Source organism: Leptothermofonsia sp. ETS-13 (assembly GCF_049200465.1).
Classification (GTDB): domain Bacteria; phylum Cyanobacteriota; class Cyanobacteriia; order Leptolyngbyales; family Leptolyngbyaceae; genus Leptothermofonsia.
In genome coordinates, this window is sequence record NZ_CP120836.1 from 2,318,699 (window position 1) to 2,339,012 (window position 20,314).

The 20,314-nt window shown below is 50.0% G+C and carries 13 protein-coding genes; 4 read left to right on the plus strand and 9 right to left on the minus strand.

Annotation, left to right across the window (positions count from 1 at the left end):
- Positions 1-17 precede the first annotated feature (17 nt).
- Entirely contained in the window at positions 18-3,770 is a 3,753-nt protein-coding gene (locus P4D80_RS10450) for a hydantoinase B/oxoprolinase family protein (RefSeq protein ID WP_421659082.1), read from the minus strand.
- A 378-nt stretch (positions 3,771-4,148) separates the two neighbouring features.
- On the opposite strand from P4D80_RS10450, the gene P4D80_RS10455 reads away from it, so the two are divergent.
- Together P4D80_RS10455 and P4D80_RS10460 are read left to right on the plus strand one after the other, a co-directional pair.
- Positions 4,149-5,069, plus strand: a complete 921-nt coding sequence (locus tag P4D80_RS10455; protein ID WP_421659083.1) for a LysR substrate-binding domain-containing protein — start codon at positions 4,149-4,151, stop codon at positions 5,067-5,069.
- A gap of 331 nt (positions 5,070-5,400) precedes the next feature.
- Complete coding sequence (locus tag P4D80_RS10460; protein ID WP_421659084.1) at positions 5,401-8,124, plus strand: PAS domain S-box protein; 2,724 nt, start codon at positions 5,401-5,403, stop codon at positions 8,122-8,124.
- A gap of 85 nt (positions 8,125-8,209) precedes the next feature.
- On the opposite strand, the gene P4D80_RS10465 is transcribed toward P4D80_RS10460, so the two are convergent.
- From P4D80_RS10465 to P4D80_RS10485, 5 genes are all read right to left on the minus strand, one after another.
- On the minus strand, positions 8,210-10,942 hold the full coding sequence (locus P4D80_RS10465) for a hypothetical protein (protein WP_421659085.1): 2,733 nt from the start codon (positions 10,940-10,942) through the stop codon (positions 8,210-8,212).
- A gap of 239 nt (positions 10,943-11,181) precedes the next feature.
- Complete coding sequence (gene psb34, locus P4D80_RS10470; RefSeq protein WP_421659086.1) at positions 11,182-11,352, minus strand: photosystem II assembly protein Psb34; 171 nt, start codon at positions 11,350-11,352, stop codon at positions 11,182-11,184.
- A 168-nt stretch (positions 11,353-11,520) separates the two neighbouring features.
- Complete coding sequence (locus tag P4D80_RS10475) at positions 11,521-12,348, minus strand: thiazole synthase (protein ID WP_421659087.1); 828 nt, start codon at positions 12,346-12,348, stop codon at positions 11,521-11,523.
- Positions 12,349-12,437: 89 nt separating this feature from the next.
- Positions 12,438-12,734 carry a hypothetical protein gene (locus P4D80_RS10480; protein ID WP_421659088.1) on the minus strand — a complete coding sequence of 99 codons (297 nt, stop codon included), beginning with the start codon at positions 12,732-12,734 and terminating at the stop codon, positions 12,438-12,440.
- Positions 12,735-12,739: 5 nt separating this feature from the next.
- On the minus strand, positions 12,740-13,096 hold the full coding sequence (locus P4D80_RS10485) for a 2Fe-2S iron-sulfur cluster-binding protein (RefSeq protein ID WP_421659089.1): 357 nt from the start codon (positions 13,094-13,096) through the stop codon (positions 12,740-12,742).
- 523 nt (positions 13,097-13,619) lie between these two features.
- On the opposite strand from P4D80_RS10485, the gene cimA reads away from it, so the two are divergent.
- Together cimA and P4D80_RS10495 are read left to right on the plus strand one after the other, a co-directional pair.
- Positions 13,620-15,344 (plus strand): citramalate synthase, encoded by a 1,725-nt coding sequence (gene cimA / locus P4D80_RS10490; RefSeq protein ID WP_421659090.1) that lies wholly within the window; start codon positions 13,620-13,622, stop codon positions 15,342-15,344.
- A 96-nt stretch (positions 15,345-15,440) separates the two neighbouring features.
- Positions 15,441-16,466, plus strand: coding sequence for an ABC transporter permease (locus tag P4D80_RS10495; protein ID WP_421659091.1), 1,026 nt, complete (start codon positions 15,441-15,443; stop codon positions 16,464-16,466).
- 80 nt (positions 16,467-16,546) lie between these two features.
- Here P4D80_RS10495 and P4D80_RS10500 read toward each other — a convergent pair whose 3' ends face one another.
- From P4D80_RS10500 to P4D80_RS10510, 3 genes are all read right to left on the minus strand, one after another.
- Positions 16,547-17,920: an FkbM family methyltransferase gene (locus P4D80_RS10500; RefSeq protein WP_421659092.1), complete on the minus strand. Its 1,374-nt coding sequence runs from the start codon at positions 17,918-17,920 to the stop codon at positions 16,547-16,549.
- 188 nt (positions 17,921-18,108) lie between these two features.
- Positions 18,109-19,437: an ABC transporter ATP-binding protein gene (locus P4D80_RS10505; RefSeq protein ID WP_421659093.1), complete on the minus strand. Its 1,329-nt coding sequence runs from the start codon at positions 19,435-19,437 to the stop codon at positions 18,109-18,111.
- A complete protein-coding gene (locus P4D80_RS10510) occupies positions 19,438-20,241 on the minus strand; it encodes an ABC transporter permease (RefSeq protein WP_421659094.1) in 804 nt (267 codons plus the stop codon).
- Positions 20,242-20,314 lie beyond the last annotated feature (73 nt).

Consider the following 20,314-nt stretch of genomic DNA (forward strand, 5'->3'; position numbering starts at 1 on the left):
ACTCCCCCACTCCCCATTCACCCTCCTACTCCCCCTACCCCTTCCCCATATCCACCTCCACCTGGCGTTTCAATCACAAATGCATCACCGGGCTGCATGGTCACTTCTGCCTTGCTACCCAGGATTATGATCGCTCCATCGGCTCGTTCCACCCAGTTTCGTCCAACGCTACCTGGTTTCCCGCCACACAGTCCAAATGGTGGGACAATCCGATGTCCAGAGAGGATGGCGGCTGTCATTGCTTCACGAAAGCGGATCCGGCGAATGACACCATTGCCACCCCGGTAGAGGCCCTGTCCGCCACTGTTGGGACGGATAGCAAAATTTTCCAGGAGAATCGGGAACCGCCATTCCAGCACTTCTGGATCGGTGAGGCGGGAGTTGGTCATATGGGTGTGGACGGCATCGGTTCCATGAAAGGTGGGTCCAGCCCCCGATCCGCCGCAGATGGTTTCGTAGTACTGATAGCGCTGGTTGCCAAAGGTGAAATTGTTCATGGTGCCCTGGGAAGCGGCGATCGCTCCCAACGCCCCATACAACGTATCTGTAACTACCTGAGAAGTTTCCACATTGCCAGCTACTACCGCTGCCGGATAGCGGGGATTGAGCAGACAGCCTTCTGGAATAACGATGTCCAAAGGCTTGAGACAGCCTGCATTGAGGGGAATATCATCCTCCACCAGACTGCGAAAGACATAGAGTACGGCAGCCTTACAGACGGCAACTGGAGCGTTAAAGTTGTTGGGCTGTTGGGGAGAGGTGCCCGTGAAATCGATTTTGGCGCGGCGATGGAGGCGATCGATGGTGATAGTTACGGCAATCTGGCTACCATCGTCCATTGTATAGGTGAAGTGACCATCCTGTAAGACATCGATCACGCGCCGAACCGATTCTTCGGCGTTGTCCTGAACGTGCTGCATGTAGGTCTGCACCGTATCCAAACCAAAGTGAACTACCATTTTGCGAAGTTCCTGCACTCCTTTCTCATTTGCAGCAATCTGGGCTTTCAGGTCGGCCAGGTTTTGGGTGGGATTGCGCACCGGGTATTCGCCACTGGTAAGGAGTTCAAGCAGTTCTTGCTCTCGAAAATGGCCCTGCTCCACCACCTGGAAGTTATCAATCAAAATGCCTTCCTGGGCAATGTGGGTGCTGTCGGGTGGCATCGACCCTGGCGTAATGCCGCCGATATCCGCATGGTGCCCACGGGAAGCCACGTAGAACAAGGGAGAAGAGGCTCCATTCCTGATTTTTTGTCCTCTACCTCCTTGCTCCTGCCCCCCCTCTCTAAACACGGGGGTAATGACGGTCACGTCTGGCAGGTGTGTTCCTCCGTTATAGGGGTTGTTGAGGACGTAAACATCGCCGGGTTTGAGTGTATTCCCCTTTTCTGCAATGAGGGCCTGGACGCTTTCGCTCATGGAACCCAGGTGAACTGGAATGTGGGGAGCATTGGCGACCAGTTGACCGTGCTGGTCAAAGATAGCACAGGAGAAGTCGAGGCGTTCTTTGATGTTGACGGAGTAGCTGGTGTTTTGGAGGGTGAAGCCCATCTGTTCGGCGATCGCCATGAAGAGGTGGTTAAAGATTTCCAGGAGAACGGGATCGGGGGTGGGGGTGAGGGTGAGGGAGTGAGGGAGTGAGGGAGTGAGGGAATGAGGCAGGGTGGATGTTGATTTTTGCAGAATCAGATGGTTGCGATCAGTCAGTTGGGCCTGCCAGCCGGGTTCAATTACGTTGGTGCTGGTGGGTTCGATAATCAGGGCAGGGCCGCAGATCTGATCCCCCGGTAACAAGTCTTCCCGCAGGTAAACGGGAGTTGCCTGCCAGCCATCTCCGGCATACATCTGAACCGTAGCAGTGGGCAGCAGAGGAGTTGAACGGCGGGTCAGGATGATGGGTTCCTCCGGAGCATCGCCGGGGGCAATGACTTCGACGGAAACAGCTTCAACGATTAATGGTTTATTTTCAGCAATGAAACCGTAACGCTGGCGGTGAGCCTGCTCAAACTGGGCAATCATTTCCCTGATAGGGCCGGAGTTTACAATTAGAGCAGAGTCGGTTCCCTGATAACGCAGGTGGACTCGATGCAATGTTTGAATCTGGTCGCCTGCAATGCCCTGTTTTTCCAGTTCGGTGATTCCGATTGCCGCCAGGTTTGCCTGAATCTGTTCAAGCTGGGACAGGAGATCATCAGTCAGAACAGCTTCGATCGCCCGTTCTTTCATAACCGTTTGATTGGCTAAACCCATGCCATAGGCCGAAAGAACTCCGGCATAGGGATGGAGGAAGACTTGAGTCATACCGAGGGCATCGGCGATCGCACAGGCATGTTGTCCCCCTGCCCCCCCAAAACAGCAAAGCGTGTATTCCGTGATGTCATAGCCCCGCTGAACCGAAATTTTCTTGATGGCGCTGGCCATTTTTTCAACAGCGATCGCCAGAAATCCCTGAGCCACCTGTTCTGGCGATCGATTGTCTCCCGTAGCTACTTGAATTTGAGTGGCTAAATCGGCAAATTTCCGCCGTACAACCTCCCCATCCAGCGGCAACCGGCCATCCACTCCAAACACTTTTGGGAAAAAGTCGGGCTGAATTCTACCCAGCATAACGTTACAATCCGTCACGGACAGGGGACCACCTTTGCGGTAGCAGGCAGGACCCGGATTTGCTCCCGCTGACTCCGGCCCAACCCGGTAGCGCGATCCATCAAAGCTGAGAATGGAACCTCCTCCCGCCGCCACCGTATGAATCGCCATCATCGGTGCCCGCAACCGGACTCCAGCCACTTCCGTTTCAAAGGCCCGTTCATATTCACCAGCGTAGTGGGCCACATCGGTGGAAGTGCCGCCCATATCAAAGCTAATAATTTTGTCCAGCCCTGCCCTTTTGCTGGTTTGCACTGCGCCCACAATTCCCCCCGCGGGACCGGAGAGAATGCTGTCTTTGCCCTGAAAGGAATGGGCCTCGATCAGTCCGCCATTGGACTGCATGAACATCAGGTGAGGCGACAGATGACGAGCGACAGGCGACGGGAATTCTAGCTGTCCATTGTCAATTGCCGATTTGTTGCCTAATTCTTCCGAAACTTGCTCAACATACCGGCGCAAAATGGGAGAAAGGTAGGCATCAACGACGGTGGTATCTCCTCGACTGATCAGCTTCATCAGCGGGCTAACGTTGTGGGAGACGGAGATTTGGGTGAAGCCAATTTTGTGGGCGATCGCAGCCACTTGCTGTTCATGATCTGGATACCGATAGCCGTGCATGAACACAATGGCACAGGCCCGAATACCATCCTCATAGGCGGCCTGCAAACCAATGCGAGCTGTTTCCAGGTTAAGGGGAACCAGTTCTTCTCCCTGGGCACTGTAGCGCTCTTCAACTTCAACCACTCGCTCGTAGAGCATTTCGGGAAGCACGATATGGCGGGCAAAGATGTTGGGACGGTTCTGGTAGCCAATCCGCAACGCATCCCGAAACCCTTTTGTAATTAACAAAACGACGCGATCGCCCTTTCGTTCTAGCAGTGCGTTGGTGGCAACGGTCGTTCCCATTTTGATGGCCGCAATCTGATCAGTAGGAATTGGCTCGGCGGCTGACAGTCCCAAAATTTCCCGAATTCCCTGTATCGAGGCGTCTCGATAGCGTTCAGGATTCTCCGACAGCAATTTGTGGACCATCAGGCTACCATCCGGTCGGCGTGCCACGATGTCAGTGAAAGTCCCACCCCGATCCACCCAAAATTGCCAGCGATTCTCTATATTCGACATTTTTTAGCCCTCCTTAAAACTCTCAACCCAGGGCAGGAACGGAGATAGCTCTACGCAAACGCGTTAGTAGGCTGCCAAGCAGATTTTGAAGCGTTGTAACCCTTCAAAACCCCCTAAATTGGTTTTTCCGGGTTTAGATAACCAGGCAAAGTTCCTTTGGTGAACCACTAGGACATTAGGGCTTAAAGGGGGTGTGGGAGCGGTGCCCCCAGCCAGGGGTTCTACCTCTGTATGGTGTAAGACCTTGCGCTCCAATCACAATTCCTCTCTCTTCCTGCCATCCCCTAACATCGCTAACGATAAGAGGGTTTTACTATATTTTCAATGCTTGTTTACTGATGCTTCTATATCATTGAAGATATTGTAATCAGTATTGAAATGGATCTTCTGCGTCTCAGTCAGATTGAGCTGCGTCAGATTTGCTACTTTCTAGCGATCACTGAAGCCGATAACAACTTCAGCAGAGCTGCAGAGCGGTTACAGATTGAACAGCCACCCCTCAGCCAGCGGATTCGATCGCTCGAAAAAACATTAAAGGTTGAGTTGTTTGATCGCAGACGACGACCGCTTCAGTTAACAGCGGCGGGGAAGGTCTTTTTAGAAGAGGCACAGTTAGCGTTAATCACCCTTGAACAGGCAATTACACAAGCACAACGGGCACATCGGGGTGAGATCGGTTATTTGTCCGTAGGTATTGCTAGTTCCATTGCCAACACCCTGCTTCCTGAGATTCTACGAACCTTCTGCGATCGTTTCCCAAAAGTAGAGCTGGAATTGCGCGAACTCACCGCCGAGCAGCAAATTCAGGAATTGCGCGATCGTCGTCTGAGTGTTGGCTTTGAAGTGGTTTCCAATTCCTCCAAAAACGATGACAACTTAATGGTTTTACCAGTCATCCAGGAATCACTGGTGGCTGCACTCCCAGAAACCCATCCACTTACCAGTCACCCCCACCTGACCCTAAATGCTCTAGTGAAGGAACCGCTAATCCTGCCATCGCCAGAGGCATTCCCCTTCTACAAAGAATTCATCCATCGCTGTATCCAGGCAGGATTTGAGCCTATTCTTGTGCCCAATGCAAAAGCGACCTGGATGCTCACGATTTTGAGCCTGGTAGTTGCTGGGGTTGGAATCGCAATCCTGCCCAGCAATGTTCAAAACTTACAACGTCATGGCATAGTTTACCGGGCCATCCAGGATCTCGACTTAACCAGGCAAATTTCAGTCCTGTGGCGAAAAGATGACTCGTCTGTTGTGTTGCGCGAGTTTTTGAAAGTTGTCCAGGAAGTAAGTCGCTAGGCGCAATTAAATTCGCAATTAGATTAAGGATAATTTCAGGGGTGGAGGGGCTGAAACCTCCTTCTAGGGGCGCAGCCCCCCCTTTACAAATTAATTATGACGACCTGCTTAACATCATTAGGGAGGATGAGGGGCTAAGTTTGTTTAGTCTGCAGTTTATATCGGAAGATGTTAAAGGTTGCAAACTCAAGCTATTGCAGATAACCTTGTGCTGCGCCCCACCCCCCACTGATACCATAGACGGCATAATAGCTGCTTTAGCAGAAGCTGGTTTCCGTTAGTCCCAAAATTTACCGGGAACACTAAGTACAGCCCTCTCATTGATAGCGGCATGGAAGACTTCTCAATGCAAATGCATCCTGAAATGGCTAAGCCTTGCCCGGAAGCAGATAGCACCCATGCCGAGTCAGTTTACCCTACTGGCTCATCGGCTTCTGTAGAGCAGATGCGGTTGTTTATCGAATATTGCCCTGCTGCGATCGCTATGTTCGATCAAGACATGCGCTATCTGCTGGTCAGCCGTCAATGGCAGGAATACTACGGACTGGGCGATCGCGAGGTAATCGGTCGCAGTCATTATGATCTCTTTCCTGAAGCTGATCACTGGCGGGCGATTCACCAGCGGTGCCTGATGGGAGCCGTTGAGCGTTGTGATGGAGAATCCTTTCGTCGCCCCGATGGTAGTGTCGATTGGTTGCGCTGGGAAATGCGCCCCTGGTACGACAGTGCAGGCAATATTGGCGGATTGATGATGTTCACAGAATTGATTACTGAGCGGCGATCAGCAGAATTATCGCTGCAACGAATCAACGAAGAACTGGAGGATCGAATGGAAGCACGGACTGCTGAACTCCAGCAAACCGTTGAGCGCTCGCAAACCGAAATTGTTGAACGAAACACCATTCAACGCCAGCAGGGAGAAGCAGAGGAAGAGCGTAAACGCACCTTGCAAGAGCTGCGGGAATCCCAACAACGTTTAGAGCTGCTGGTTCAGCAAACTCCAATTGCGATCGTCGAATGGAATAAAAATTTTGAAATTACTCAATGGAACCCGGCAGCCGAACGCATTTTTGGTTATTGCAAGCAGGAAGTGCTGGGCCGCCATGCTGACTTTCTGATTCCTGAAGATACCAGAGCGCAGGTGCATCAAATTGTTGACACCCTTCACCATCAGCATGCTGGAATAGTCAACATCAACAGAAACCTGACCAAAGATGGCAGAACAATTATTTGTGAGTGGCACAACACCCCACTTGTAAATTCTGATGGTGAAATCATTGGGACTGCTGGACTCGCTCTCGATATCACCGAACGCAAACAAGCAGAAGCCGCATTGTTCGAGAGCGAAGCACGACACCGAGCATTGCTGGAGGCAATTCCAGACATGCTGTTTCGCTATGATCGCAATGGCGTTTATCTAGACTTTTTCCCTTCAATAGACTGGGACCCAGCCGTCCCAGTTGAGTTTTTTTTGGGAAAATCTGTAGAAGAAGTATTGCCAGCTAATGTGGCTCAGCAAATCCTGTCAGCCATTGGCACAGCCTTAGATACAGGGAACCTTCAACTGATTGAGTATCAGCTTGAACTCAATGGTGAGCCCCATGACTACGAAGCCCGCATCGTCACCAGTGGAGAGAATGAAGTTATCACCATTGTGCGAGACATCACGGAGCAAAAGGCGAACGAGCGCGATCGCAAAGCCGCCGAAGAAGCGCTGAGGCTAGAAAAAGAATTTACCCATGTTGTCATTGAAAATGTCTCCAATGGAGTGGTTGCCTGCGATGCCCAGGGAACTCTCAAACTGTTTAACCGGGTGGCCCGTGAATGGCATGGATGTGACCTGAGAGTCGTGTCTCCAGAAAAATGGACTGATCTTTACAGTCTCTACGAAGCCGATGGTATTACCCCCTTAGCGACCGAAAAAGCTCCCCTTCTACGAGCCTTTCAAGGAGAATCGGTACGTGAAGTAGGGATGTCTATTCTGGCAAAAGGACAGCCACCCCGCTATATCCTTGCCAGCGGAGATCCACTCTTTGATGCAGAAGGACACAAAATTGGTGCTGTAGTCATCCTGCAAGATATCACCGAACGGAAACGAACTGAAGCCCAACTTAAACAACAGGCCGCTGATTTGGAAGAGGCACTTCAGGAACTCCAGCAAGCTCAGGCCCAGATAGTTCAGAGCGAGAAAATGTCTAGCTTAGGACAGCTTGTGGCCGGTGTTGCCCATGAAATCAATAACCCGGTCAGTTTTATTTTTGGCAATTTGGCCCATGCCAATAAGTATACTCAGGACTTGCTCAGGCTTTTGGAACTCTATAAAGAGTACCATCCCAATCCCCATCCCGCTATCCAGGCGGAAGCTGAAGAAATTGACCTGGACTTTCTGATAGAAGATCTGCCTAAACTCTTAAATTCTATGAAAGTAGGAGCCGATCGCATCCAAAAGATTGTGGCGTCGCTGCGTACTTTCTCCCGTATGGATGAAGCCGAAATGAAAGAAGTGAACATCCACGATGGTATCGATAGTACCTTAATGATTTTACAAAGCCGTATCAAAGCCCATGATGAACGTCCGGCTATTGAAATCATCAAAGATTATGGTGATTTGCCTCCAGTAGAGTGCTACGCTGGACAGCTTAACCAGGTGTTTATGAATATTTTGAGCAACGCGATCGATGCCCTTGAAGAAAATTTTTTATCAGGTAAGAAACGCACTGCACTCAATGAAGGAGTTTCAACGCCTAATGCGCAACTTTTAACACTGAACTCCCCCCCTACCATCACCATCCGCACTCAGTATCTTGACAACGATTGCGTCAAGATCAGCATTGCTGATAACGGACCAGGTATCCCTAAAGAAATGCGGCAGCGATTGTTTGACCCATTCTTCACCACCAAGCCTGTTGGTAAGGGAACCGGCATGGGACTATCCATCAGCTATCAAATTGTGGCAGAAAAGCACCGGGGTTCCCTCTACTGTCTTTCAGAACCCGGAAAAGGAGCTGAATTCGTGATTCAGATTCCGTTGCGCCAGAAGGGGGGAGCGGTGTGATGGGTAGTAGGGTGATAGGAGATGGGGTGGAAGAGTCTGCCCAGGAAGGAGCAGGGGGTAGGGGAGTAGGATAACAATTTCATCCCTACAGTCGTTTCATCACTTCGGGTAGGAGGTGGGCAGGCACTTTGGAGAGCGCCAGGTTCTGCCCTTTTATGCCAAATTCGGTGTAAAAGGCGCGGATTGTTTGAAGCACATAGCCAAAGACCGTTTGGTGATAGTCGGGGTTCTGTTGCCAGCCCTGGAGAGCCTGGAGGTGATGTTGCAAGGCCGCTTCTAAATGGGCGGAGCGTTTGGCTTCTTCATCCCGGTGGTGTTTGTCAGTTGCGATCTGGTAGTAGGCTAAACCTAGGTTGTTATGGGTGGCAGAAGGATCGAAGGTGAGAGTGGGGGGGTGTTCTGACCCAGCGGCATTGAGATGATTGACAGCGGCCAGGGTAGATTGGTAAGCGGCGATCGCCTGCTGCAAGTGTTTTCTGCGCTCCTTGGGTTGGGTGCCCGACAGGTTTGCTAGATGCCAGTGAGCCGTGCCCAGGTTGTTCTGGGTGGCGGCATAGGCAGTGGGGGCAACTTCCATCGTGCGGTAGGTGAGGGCGGCACGGTACGCTGCGATCGCTCGGTGCAGCCAATCAGCAGGAGAACGTGGGGTTATCCCGGAATCTCCGTCTTCCTGCACTCCTGTGCCCTCCATGCCCGTGGTTCCCATTTCCCAGACCTCCATCGCGTCGGGAGCAGATTGCTTGTGCTGGGCCAGGTTCCAGTAAGCCGTGCCCAGGTTGTTCTGGATCATGGCGTAGTAGAGGGGTTCCCTCTCCGGGCTGTAGTAGCGGAGAGCTTCTGTGTAAGCGGCGATCGCCCGTCGCAAGCATAGAACCGGCTGATGATGCTGGGCCAGGTTCCAGTAAGCCGTTCCTAAATTGTTTTGGGTGGCGGCATAACGGGCGGGGTCATCTTCCAATTTGCGGTAACGCAGGGCTTCTTCGTAGGCTTGAACGGAGTGCTCCAGAGCTTCGGCAGGGTTGTGATAGCGGGCCAGATCACCAAAGGCAGAACCCAGATTGTTCTGGATCATGGAATAGTTTTGGGGACGCACCTGAGGATCGATATAGTTGAGCCCACACTGGTAGACTGCGATCGCCCGTTCCAGATAGATTTGAGCTTTGCCTGCGTCGCCTATTCCGCGGGAGAGCAGCCAGTACAGGTTACCAATGTCATTCAAAACATCGGCAGACAGGGGAGACGTTTCATCCAGCCATTGCAGTGCCAGTTCGTAGGCGCAAATGGCAATCATCAACGTTGATTCGGAGTCATCACCCTGTTCAACATGAGTGCGGTAGAGGTTACCCAGGCTATGGTAAGCGGCGGCCAACTCGGCACTGGATGCTTGCTGAACATGCAGTTGCTGAATTCTCTCCAGCGGCTGAATCAAATCTGAATGTTCGCTGGTCAGGCTTTCCGTTTCATCCTGCATGGCGATCGCCATGACCAGGCTGGCTAAGTCCTGAATGGAATGGGGTTCGTAGGGGAGGGCTATGGGATTGGGAGCAGCGGGTTTGGCGATCGCCTGGGAAGGCCCAGAAACACGGGGGTGGGCAACTCCAGAGAGTTCCTTCTTCGGTACCACTGGGCTTTGAATTTCTGCCAACTGTCGCCCCTGGGCTTCAGGCTTAGTAGCTGGTTTTACCCGTTTCTGGGTTTCTGGCAGTTCCCGATTGGACAATTTTTGCAGCGGTTCGTGCCCATCTTTTCTGGTAATGCCTAACTGCTGCTCAAAATTTTTCGCAGGAGTTTCTTGCGTTTCCGTCAACTTCTCCAGATCCTGGGTCAGAATGTCCCACAGGTCTTCTTTGGCGGTGGTTTCCTGCTGAGGTGGTTTCGCACCGCTAAAGCCAATCCCAGGCGCAGTAGAAGCTGGCTTCGTCTGTTCAAGTTTCGTCCCATTGGGATGGGAGGTTTTGGGCTGGGCAGAATTTTTTGGCAATTTCTTCCTTTGACTGGGCTGTGCCAAACTGCCCTGGCTTAAACCATTGCTAGAGGGGCGATCGCTGGCTGATTCAACAGGTAGCTGCCGGGGGGGAACCGGCTGGCTGGCTGAAGCGATCGTGCTACCCGCCGTCTTACTCGTAAATGTGCCAGTGGGTACGGGAGTTGGATCACCCTCAAATTCAAACAAAGCAGTCCGCCAGTTCCAGAAAGCAGGAGCTGACTGTTGGACTGCATGAATCCAGGGGCGGGGTAACCACAGCAGTAAGGAAAATTCAAGGTTGGGAAGAAACTTCTCAATTTGCTGTAGCGCATTCAGAAATTGTTTTTGCACACAGGCAGGCTGACGGGTTAAACGCTCGGCCCCCAAAATCTGGAACCCCGGAGGATGGGGCGGCTGATGAAACCCTCTGGGAGGCGGATATTGCTCTAGCCATTGCAGGATCTGGGCGATCGGGTCTGGGTTACTCTGATTGAGGTTCAGGCTGACCAGACGGGGATAAAGGAGGGAGAGTGACGGTTCAACAGCCAGGGTGCCAGTCAAAATGGGATCAGCAGAACAGAGAGAACGGCCCCCAAGTTCGGTCTTTGATTGAGAATAGCCCGCCAACGTGGCTGTTTGAGTTGGGTAAGCCAGTTCTGCATAGAGTTGGGCTGCCAGGCGATTACGCAGGGCCAGATCGTCGCAAACAGCCAGAAAGATTTGACGACGCAGGTTCAGGCTGAGTGAATTTTTTAGCCGTTGATAGACGCTCTGATTTAATCCTGACAAAGTTCGGGAGACGCCATCAGGTAAGGCCTTGTAAGCAATAGGTGAACGTTCAGCGAGTTGCATTGCAGATATTACGCCGAGTCCAGCAGACAGCCTGTCCTCTATGGTTGAGATACAAATCTTTTCAGAAGATTTCCGTCAGTGTCAGGACGAATGGCTGATCTTTATGAGAACGACACGTAGAGCACCCTAGTAAAAACTAAAAACCGGATACCTCCAAATGAGATAATCCGGTCATTCTACAAACATCTAATTTCCTTAACGACTGTCTTCGGAAATATGGTGTTGTTATACGCGGAAGATTAGGAAACGGATGCCGCTACGTACATCAGTACAGCCACAAGAGCTGCTCCACCAATGCCCATAATAATGTAAGTCCGTTGCTGATTTTTGGTTGGGGGCTCAGCCCGGTACATCTTTGGTTCAATGGCGAAGTTATTCAAACGACCGCCGTCTTCAATGGTATACCGCATGAATCATCCTCAATGTTTTACTAATTGTAACAAGAGTTCGCAATATATTTCCTGATTCTTAAGAAAGATGGCAGGAAGGGGGAACTAGAAGACAGGAGCCAGCAGGGGAAACACTTATTCACCTATTTACTCACTCACCCCTCGTTCTATCCCTTCATTCCTGGTTCCTTAGCCTGAGATGGTTCCAGTCGTGGGAGAACTAGCACTGGCATAGGTTTTAACTGGGATGCGTCCAGCTTGATAGGCGAGACGACCAGCGACCGTTGCCAGATTCATGGCCCGTGCCATCGCAATTGGATTTTGGGCCTGGGCGATCGCAGTATTAATCAACAGTGCATCTGCTCCCATCTCCATTGCCTGAGCGGCTTCGCTGGGAGTACCGATCCCAGCATCAACGACGACCGGAACCCTGGCGTTATCAATGATGATCTGGATATTAGCGGCGTTTTTCAAACCCTGCCCAGAGCCGATGGGGGAACCGAGAGGCATGACAGTGACGCATCCAGCCTCTTCCAGTCGTTTTGCCAGTAAGGGATCGGCGTTAATGTAAGGTAAAACGGCAAACCCTTCTTTCACCAACTTTTCAGCCGCCTCCAGGGTGCCAATTGGGTCAGGCAACAGGTATTTGGAATCGGGAATGACTTCTAGCTTGACGAAATTATTGTCTTCCTGTCCCAAAAGTTTTGCCATTTCTCTGCCCAGGCGAGCAACGCGGATGGCATCATCCGCTGTCTGGCAGCCAGCCGTGTTTGGCAACATCCAGATTTTTGTCCAATCCAGAGCTTCGGCTAGCCCTTCGTGACCAGGGGCATTCGTTTGCACCCGACGAACCGCAACCGTCACAATTTCACATCCACTGGCCACAATGCTCTGGCGCATTTCTTCAAAGTTGCGATACTTACCCGTCCCGGTCATGAGACGAGAGCGAAAGGTACGCCCAGCAATGACCAGAGAGTCATCTTTGGTATGTTCTAATGGTTTATCTAATGTTTGCATATACCCATCCTTTAGTCTGGGTATCCATAATAATGCTTTGTGTTTTTCTATCGCTCGAGGTTCAGGTTGATTCTATAAATTGAGTTCCTCTACCATCCTCCAGGAATCGGTTGGAGGGGTTTTTGGGGAATGTCTGTATCGCTCCTATCACCTGCACCATTGCCGCCATCGGTAGGGGGGGAACCGTTGGATGGAGGACCGCTGGGGGCAATCGGGGTATTTTCTGAAATATTGCCAGGAACGGGAGTATTGAACCCTGTCGTCTGAGTAGGGGGTGCCCCTCCAATCTGATTTGAAAACCACTGCCGGATACCAGGTAAGCTAATGATACCTAACCCCAGCAACACCCCCAGCAAGATCAGAATTGCAAGTACCAAACGGCTCATCGCTCTTAGTCCTTAAACTGACCTGAACTTTCCGCAGTCCAAACAGGGCGATCGCCCTGTCCCCAAAAACCATCAAACTTAGTGACCGAAACATCTCCTAAAACCTGAGTCTGGCAGGATAAGCGACGATTCTGGGCGAGGGAGTGAGGCGGAAGAGAAAGACGCGTCTTTTCTCGCCAGCTCAATTCTGAAACCGCCCCTTCTACCTGAACCGCACAGGTGCCACAGGTTCCCAGACCATGACAGTTGATCGTTTTTGCTACACCATTGTAGACATCTACTCCACCCTTGAGCAGTGCCTGGCGAAGGTTAGCCCCGTTTTCGCACTCAATGATCTTGCCCTGAGCCCTGATGAATGGCATGGTAAATGCTCCAAATTCTGCAACTGTTACGTTTAATTCTCGCAGACTTTATCAATATGGTGTGCCGCAATTTCGCAGGGTAAGTAACTGGGCAAAGTTAAATTGAAGAATAGATTTGGGGGTGGAGGGGGTGGAACCCTTTGCTTGGGGGCGAAGCCTCCATTCCCTCTTCTGAGGATTAATTGGGTGGAGCTATTTATTGGATTAGATGCTGCCGAAAATCATTTCAAGATTTTCTGACGGAATCACCGAATTTCTTCCGATTGAGGCAGCAAGCTGTTTCTTAAAATAGAATCCTGCTCCGTTTTGCCTGAAAAATAGCTGCGATCGCATCGAATCCCTCCGTAATAGAAACGTCACATCTATAGCGTTCAAATGTAGCTATAGTCACCAGGCTAAGGACGGAATACAGGGGTGAAACCCCTGCACCTCGTTCAAATTTCAAGAAGGACGCTATACATCACAGCAACCTTTGCCTAAATATCACGACCTTAACTTAGATTTTCCTTCACCTCTAGTCCCTATGACCTTTGACAACAGCCGCCAAATCTGGATCTACGACACAACATTGCGCGATGGTGCCCAACGGGAAGGATTGTCGCTTTCGATAGAAGACAAATTGCGGATTGCTCGCCAGCTCGATAAATTAGGGATTCCTTTCATTGAAGGAGGCTGGCCTGGTGCAAACCCTAAGGATGTGCAGTTTTTCTGGCAAATTCAGGAAGAGCCGCTGACCCAGGCAGAGCTGGTGGCATTCTGTTCCACTCGCCGACCAGGGGTTTCCGCTGCCGAAGACACGATGCTACAACCAATCCTGGCAGCGGGAACTCGTTGGGTCACAATCTTTGGCAAATCCTGGGATCTCCATGTTAAGGAAGGGCTGAAAACAACGCTGGATGAGAATCTAGCCATGATCCGCGACACGATTGAGTACTTGCGGGCCCAGGGGCGGCGGGTGATTTATGATGCCGAACACTGGTTTGATGGCTATAAGCAAAATTCAGCCTATGCGCTGGAAACATTGAAGGTGGCGATCGCCGCCGGAGCTGAATGGCTTGTCTTCTGCGACACCAATGGTGGCACCCTACCTCACGAAATCAGTCAAATTGTTCTCGATGTAATTGATCACTTTAACTTATCAGTTCAGGAGCTAGAAGCCAGAAGCCAGGAGTTAACTCAAAACTCAAAACCACCCATCCACCCATCCACCCATCTACCCATCCATCCATTCCCCCCTCCTTCTCCCCTCCGCTTCGGTATCCACACTCACAACGACTCCGACACTGCTGTTGCTAATGCTCTCGCTGCTGTAATGCAGGGGGTTCGTATGGTCCAGGGAACCATCAATGGCTATGGAGAACGCTGCGGTAATGCCAATCTCTGCTCCCTGCTCCCCAATCTGCAACTGAAGCTGGGATTCTCTTGCATCAGCGATGAGCAAATGACAAAGTTGACGGAAACCAGCCGCTACGTGAGTGAAGTGGTGAATCTAGCACCCGATGACCACGCCCCTTTTGTTGGGCTATCTGCCTTTGCTCATAAGGGCGGCATTCACGTAAGTGCGGTTGAACGCAACCCCCTGACCTACGAGCACCTTGAACCAGAGCGGGTTGGTAATCGGCGTCGAATTGTGATTTCAGACCAGTCAGGGTTGAGCAACATTCTAGCTAAGGCCCGCACCTTTGGCATTGAACTGGAAAAGCAAGACCCCACCTGCCGTCAGATTTTGCAACGATTGAAGAACCTGGAAAGTGAAGGCTATCAATTTGAAGCAGCGGAAGCCAGCTTTGAATTATTGATGCGAGAAGCCTTGGGACAACGTCAGCAACCCTTTCAAATTAAAGGGTTTCAGGTTCATTATGACTGTGTACCTGGTGTCGATACTATTCAAACTACATCTCTAGCGACCGTCAAAGTTGCCGTTGATGGTAAAGATATTTTGGAAGCTGCCGAAGGAAATGGCCCTGTTTCCGCCCTGGATGCTGCTTTGCGAAAAGCCCTCATCAACTTTTACCCGGAAATTGAAACCTTCCACCTGACCGATTACAAGGTGCGGATTCTGGATAGCAAAGCGGGAACTTCAGCAAAAACACGGGTTCTGGTGGAATCGAGCAATGGACACCAGCGCTGGACAACGGTAGGAGTTTCTGGCAACATTCTGGAGGCATCTTACCTGGCAGTGGTAGAGGGTTTGGAATACGGCCTATTACTAGAAAATCAAGCAAAAGCTGTATTAGCTTCTTCATAGGCTATTCTAAACTCCTGGCTTCACCACTCCCTTACTCATTCACTCCCTCACTCCCCTACTCTCACTCATCCACTCCTTTCCCCTCTCGCCTCTGGCATGTCCCGCTCTGGTTCCCTACGCTACTACATTGCTGCTCGGTTGCTCCTGGCTCCTCTAATGCTATGGGTGATCACAACGGTTGTGTTTTTACTGCTGCGGGCAACGCCGGGAGATCCGGTGGATGCGCTATTGGGTCCGCGGGCTCCCCAGGCGGCTAAAGATGAGTTGCGCGGACAGTTGGGGTTGGGCAAGCCGTTGTGGTTCCAGTATTTTGACTACATGGGAGCGCTGCTGCGATTAGATCTGGGCCAGTCGCTGATCAGCCAGGGGCAGTCGGTGTGGGAGATTATTCAGAAGTTTTTTCCGGCGACAGTAGAACTGGCGTTTTTTAGTCTGGCGATCGCCCTCGTAGTTGGTATCACCGTTGGCATGGTTTCCGCCTCCAGACCAGATACGGTTCTGGACGCCGTTGGCAGGCTATTTGGCATTCTCACCTACTCAGTGCCCCTGTTCTGGTTTGGGATGCTGTTGCAGCTCATTTTTTCAGTGCAGTTGGGCTGGTTTCCTCTGGGTACCCGTTTTCCCATTAATATTCCTGCCCCGGATGGACCTACGGGCCTTTACACCCTGGATAGTCTGCTCCATGGCAACCTGACCCAGTTCTTGACATCGTTGTACTACCTGGCTTTACCTTGTCTGAGCCTGGGAACTTTGATCAGCGGCATCTTTGAGCGAATTGTGCGCGTCAATCTTAAACAAACCCTCCAGTCAGATTATGTGGAGGCAGCCAGAGCCAGGGGGATTCCCGAATCCCGAATTTTGATGAATCATGGGCTCAGGAACACATTAATTCCAGTTGTCACCATTTTAGGGTTGACGTTTGCAGCCCTGTTAGGGGGCGCCATCTTGACCGAGGTGACTTTCTCCTGGCCCGGTCTGGCCAACCGACTTTACCGGGCGATCGCTCAGCGAGACTACCCCACAGTGCAGGGAATTGTGGTGTTCTTTGCAGCGATCGTGGCGCTGGTCAGCATCCTGATTGACATCCTGAATGCATACATCGATCCACGGATTCGGTACTAGAGGAAAGTAGAAGCCAGGAAAATGGGAAAGGCGTGGATGAGTGTGACCAGAACTCAAAACTCATCCACCCTTCCGCCTCATTACTTCCTGCTCAGTGCTCGTTTCAGACCAAGCCAGCAATTCCTGAGCTGCCAGAACTTACTACTGGTTAGGGCTGTAATGGTGGTTTGAGCCTGTTCTAAAGCCGTTTGGGTTTGCTGTAGTTGTTCTTTGAGTTCAACATTCCCCTGCTTTAAATGTCGTAATTTCTCAGATAATTCATACTCCATCAAGTCATGCTTGTACTTTAAACGTTGAAATTCCAGGTCAACGTCGTGCAATTTTGTTTGCGATCGCTCCAAGTCCCCTTCAACTCTGGCAAGAAGTTGCCTCGTCCCTTCTAATTCTTGATGCAAAATTGGCTGTTGTTCTGCTTCGGATAAACCCACCCATTTCCGGTTGGGATGGGCCGCGATAATGTTAAAGCTTTTACTCAGTGGGTAATCGCTCTCAAACTGGACAGGAACTCCAACAAATCGACCAAAAGTAAAGAGCTTATACCCTTGCGATCGCAAAAAGGACATTAATGTCTCAGCGCTACTTCCCTGTCTCTGTAGTGCTTCATCAAAAACTTCCAGCAGTAACAAAGGGTGATGCTGTTTCAGGAGATTTTGGGCTCCTTGCAAAACTGAGAACTCTGCTCCTTCTATGTCAATTTTTATAACATCAATTGCTTGAATATTGGCTGTTTCGATCACATTATCCAGTCGTTTAACCGGAACACTCTCAATTTGCTCACAGGCTACGACATCATGAACAAACTCACCAAAAGTATTTTGACCAGAGTGCTCAAAGTCAGCAATTTTGAGGGTTGTAATCCCTTCTGTATTTGAAAGTGCTAATTGAAAAGTTTGAATATTTGAAAGTTGATTCAAATTAATATTTTCCTGAAGATTTTTGAACTCCCGCTGACTCGGTTCAAACGCCAATACCAGCCCCCTCTCTCCCACACACCTTGAAGCGAAGAGTGCGTAGATTCCATCATTCGCACCGATATCCAGAAATGTCATCCCCGGACGCAGTATTTGATTGAGATAATAAAATTCATTCGGCTCGTAACAGCCTGCAATAAATTGTTGACTGCTGAAATCATTACCCAAATAAAGAAAAATTCGGAGATCCTGATACCAGGGAATAATAATCCGTTCTTCCAGTTGTTTCTTTCTAAAATACTCCCAAATTGCACGCCGTAAACGTATTACAGGTTCTGGGCTATCCCATTCAATATTGAAATACCAGCCTGGGTATGGTTTAAGCGGGCGAGTATATATGACTTCTTCAGCTAGCTCCATTACCCTATTTGGAGGGTAATCCCAAATTTGCTGGAGAATATCGGGAAGATTCAGAAGTTCCTCAAGCTGCATGATTCGATCGTTAATTTCCTCAGCTTTCTGATTCTGAGATGGGATAAACATTACTTTCCAGGATACTCAAAATAATAATGCTTCCTCTACCTCCCGATTGGTGGATATATAGCGGTTCTATCTAGATTATGAAAGATTGTGAAAGGACTTTGCCACCAGGAAAAGCCTTGCATAACTCCCCCTTTTTAACGAGGGATCCAAGATTTTTGTATAGACATGAAAAAACAAAGAAAACTCCACTAGCTATTTTCTAAAAACCACTCCAAAGGAGGATGAACTAGTTCCTGTCCAAACCATTCGTGTTGATGTTTTTCGGGCAGGATAATGTTGAAGGACAATAATTTTTCGATAATCCAATGGTGATGTCCAAAGCCTTCTTCATAGGCTCCCACCCCGGCGATGTAGTATTTCCCTGGTCTCAGAAAAGGGGCAGGGATTTTAACATAAATGAATCGTTCACCAATTTCATTAATGGCTCCAGTAATTGGTAAAAAGTTTTGGGTGACAGGTTCCAAAATCATAATTCCATATTCGTTAGTCAAGTAAGCCCCTAACATCAGATTTTGAGTCGGAGCTTTTACTTGATATTTCATTCCAATAAAGAACGGGCTTCCATAATCCACCACCTCAACGATTTGCTTTTCTTCATTAGCGATGAAAACATCGGTGATTATCACACTACTTAACGTTTCAGGGGGAGGAACTTTTGCGGCTCCAACAGCAATTTCAGTGGGTATTAATTCTTCATCCTTCTGTTCCAGAACAGACTCTTCTGAGCTTTGAGGAAGAGGTTCACTGGTGGGAGTAGTCGCAGGACTGGTTGAATCATCCGGTAAATTCACACTGGCGAGATAGAGATCAACCGTTTCTTTGGGGTCGCCAACAGCACTGATTTTTCCCCTCTCTAACCAGATGACCCGTTCACAGGAGTCTTTAATAAATTCCAGGTCGTGGGATACAAGCAGAATTGTCGTATTTCTATCCCAAAAGCGTTCAATTCGCTGCTTACATTTGTTCTTGAAGCTGGCATCGCCCACTGAAAGCACTTCATCCAAAATCAAAATATCAGGTTGGACATCGGTGGCGATCGAAAAACCCAGGCGGGCAGCCATGCCAGAAGAAAGTGCCTTGACAGGAACAGTGGCATATTCTTCAAGCTCGGCAAACTCAAGAATGGAGAAGACGCGATCGCGCATTTCCTGCTCAGAAAAACCAAGCATAACGCCATAGAGCTTAATATTATCAATCACCGAAAGCTCGGCATCAAAACCCGCACCCAGTTCAATCAGAGGGGCCACCTTTCCCTTTACCCAAACCCGACCGCAGGTGGGTTGAAAAATTTTGCAGATCAATTTCAGCAGGGTTGACTTCCCAGAACCATTTGCCCCAATGATTCCCACTTTCTCGCCGGACTGGATCGACAAACTAATCTGATCCAGCACCAGCTTTCGCATGGGCTTACGGTACTTCCCCTCAAAGAGCGAAAAGATAGTCTTCTTAAGATCACGGGACAGCTCTTCCTGGGTTCGCCGTAATAAAGAAACCTGATCAAGGCGAATAACTTCCATCTACAGTAAGTCCATGAAATGCGGTTGCCACCACCGAAAAAGGCTCAACCCCAGTCCAAAAACGATAATACTGCCAAGTAAAGTGCCAAAGATGAGACTAAAGTCAGGCAATTGACCAGACAGTACGATCTGGCGGGTGCTTTCAATGATTGCGGAGAGCGGATTGAAGGCAAGAAACGGCTTGACCTGAGGAGGAACGATTTTGGCTGGGTAGAACACGGGACTACTAATCCACAGCACAAAAACGATGATTTCATAAAAATAAGGCAAATCTCGAAAGAACACATAGAGTGCGCTGACCAGATAGCCAACTCCTAGACTAACCAGGATGAGGGATAGCAATGGCAAGGGGAGTGCCACTACGTTTAGCAAGCTTTTAGAGGTGACCAACGTAATTACAACAAGCAGCGGCACAGAGGCGACCATCAACTGAAAAATATTCGCCGTAATTGCAGCGGTTGGGAAAACACTGATAGGCAGGCGAATTTTGTTCAATAACGCGCCGTTGGCAACCACGCTAGTGAGAGCCTGAGTGGTGGAGGCAGAAAAGAAGTTAATAATTACCAGCGCTGTCAGAGCTGCCAGGGCATAGTTCAAGATAGAGCCAAAGGCCTCTGCAAAGGCAGACCCAAAAATAGCGGTGTAGATTCCGGTCATAATCACCGGGTTGAGGAGCGACCAGAAGATCCCCAGGGAAGAACCCCGGTACCGGGCACTTAAATTGCGTTCAACAAAAACCCGCAGCAGTTCCCAATACCGCTGTGCCTCAGAAAGGAACAGTTTACCTTGTATGGAGACTGCCATAGATGAACTGAGCTCGCTTGTCGTGATTGCTGATCTAAGTTCTCTGGTATCGGTACCAATGTCAACTACTTAA